General features: G+C 41.0%; 2 protein-coding genes and 1 pseudogene. 2 read left to right on the top strand and 1 reads right to left on the bottom strand.

Going from position 1 to position 2,068, the window contains the following annotated elements; all coding sequences use genetic code 11:
- Nucleotides 1–342: 342 nt before the first annotated feature.
- Complete coding sequence (locus tag F6K38_RS40300; protein ID WP_008177762.1) at nucleotides 343–1,326, top strand: DMT family transporter; 984 nt, start codon at nucleotides 343–345, stop codon at nucleotides 1,324–1,326.
- 126 nt (nucleotides 1,327–1,452) lie between these two features.
- Here F6K38_RS40300 and F6K38_RS40295 read toward each other — a convergent pair whose 3' ends face one another.
- A complete protein-coding gene (locus tag F6K38_RS40295) occupies nucleotides 1,453–1,593 on the bottom strand; it encodes a hypothetical protein (protein WP_154659633.1) in 141 nt (46 codons plus the stop codon).
- A 121-nt stretch (nucleotides 1,594–1,714) separates the two neighbouring features.
- Here F6K38_RS40295 and F6K38_RS40290 point away from each other — a divergent pair.
- A pseudogene (locus tag F6K38_RS40290) lies at nucleotides 1,715–2,068 on the top strand (ATP-grasp domain-containing protein); the annotation flags it as partial.

Genomic DNA, 2,068 nt, shown 5'->3' with positions numbered 1-2,068 from the left:
GGATAAGGTAGCTGACCCTATCCGCATCACTGGGGAAGTAGTTCAATATGGGGATATGTTTGTTCTCAAAGCTGACCCAGAAAGTTATGAACTGGTGACTCAGTAAAGCTGGGGATGATGGGCAATCCATGGGTAACGAAATTACCTACACTCCCCCCTTATTCCACACTTGTCTAGAATTTGACAAATTATCTTAAATATGTATTAACAGAAAAGGGTAGATTTAGGTATCCTTATCCCACCCCTTTTAGGTGTTCTATCGTCATTAATTTACCCATTCCTGTTATTACTGGAGTAATGCTTTACTAGGAAAGGATATACCACTCTTCCTGAAGAACGGAAATGATTGCCAATAGTATCAATAACCTTAATCCTAAATTGCTGCTGGTTGTCTCCCGAGCCCTGGCAGCATTGCGACCCTCGGTGATTGCTTTCCTAATTGCAAACGCTAGTATGCTCAGTGGCGGGAAGGAAACACCAATATCGTTTTGTAACGTTCTGTTTGTTGGCAATCTCTGTGCGTCTTTGGCAGTGGTGGCTTTTTTTGGAGCAATTCCTATTCTAAATGAACTTAGAAAGTTGAATGTAAAGCTGCTTCTGGGATTGTTTATTAATGGTTGTTTAGCCGCCTTACTGTCTGCACTGATTTTCCTGGGATTACAACACACTACTGTCACCAATGCAGTCTTATTGGGGCGATTTGGTCCGGTACTCTATGCTCTGGCAGGAGCAATTTTATTTGGCAAGCGTATTCTGAAATGGGAATGGATTGGCTTTTCTCTGATTGGCGTTGGTGTTGTTGCTATTGTTTTTAAAAGCAGTAATTATCAAATCAATCAGGGTGACCTTTTAATCCTGGCTTCAACGTTTTTGTATGCAGTTACTTCGATTATCGGCAAGTTGACCCTTTCTAAAAACAAGAGTTTGTCGGTAATTGTCTTCAGCCGTAACTTTATATCAGCTGTAATATTTTTCGCGATCGCTAGTTATTTGTTTGGTCCGTCTCATTTTGGAGATGTCTTTTCAGGTCAGCTTTGGATGGTGATGGGGATCTATGCACTAATTATCATCGTGATTACCCAATTTCTCTGGTACGCTGCCCTGGAAAAGTTAGACTCCAAGACGGTGGGTAAGTGGACTGTATTATCCCCCGTATTTGGGATAATTTATGCGCTAATTCTCAATGGAGAACGCCCTTCACTGATGCAAGTAATAGCATTTATTGTGATCATGATTGGAGTGTCGATCACTAACTTTAGTAAACAAAAGCCCCAACCGATACAGGAAATTGCAGCTAGAGGAGAAAGTTCTGCCTCTTCTATGTAAGTAGATAGCAGTTATCAATTCAGTGAGGTAGTTACTAGGAGTGGTTAGGGAGTAGGGAGTAGGGAGGGGTGCATCTCATTTTTGCAATTAAACAAAAATTCTAATAAAATTCCCAAACTGCCTACACTACCCACCCTCCCTAAAATCCCCACGCTTCCGACACTTCCGGCACTTCCCTTCTTTTTTACAAAGATGAGATGCACCCAGTAGGGAGTAGGGAGTAGGGAGTAGGGAGTAGGGATTAGGACAAAAATTTTTGTACCTCATCAGTATGATAATTGCTATAAAAGGAGTAGAAAAGAGTTAGCAATCGGTATAGTAAAATCAGCATAGTAAAATCAGCTTGTAATTTAATGAAAGTAAGAAGTAATATAAGAAGTAATGTAAGATGAAATTACTTTCCATTTGCAATCCTTCTCGATACTCTAGTCCGTTACTGGACATACCCATATTTTACCAACGGCTAGCCCTCGACGAACGATTTGAATTCTTCCACATCCCTACTGAGGGCGTATTCACCCAAGGAGCGAAGACTGAATCGATTCAGGTAGCTTCGGTGAAGGGAATACTACCTTACACTACCTTTCTCGAATTAGATTCACAAGCCCAGGATTTGCGATCGCTAGAGGAGTTTGACTTGGTATTTTGTCGCACCTTAAAGCCTTTTCCTGAAGGATATCTAGATAGACTACGATTGTGGGAACCGTTTGTAAAATTTGTTAACAGTCCTACTGGAATTCAT

The sequence above is a fragment of the Moorena sp. SIO3B2 genome (assembly GCF_010692525.1).
Classification (GTDB): Bacteria; Cyanobacteriota; Cyanobacteriia; order Cyanobacteriales; family Coleofasciculaceae; genus Moorena; species Moorena producens.
Note: the sequence above shows the minus strand (reverse complement) of the source record. Positions and strands in the feature narration are given on the sequence as shown.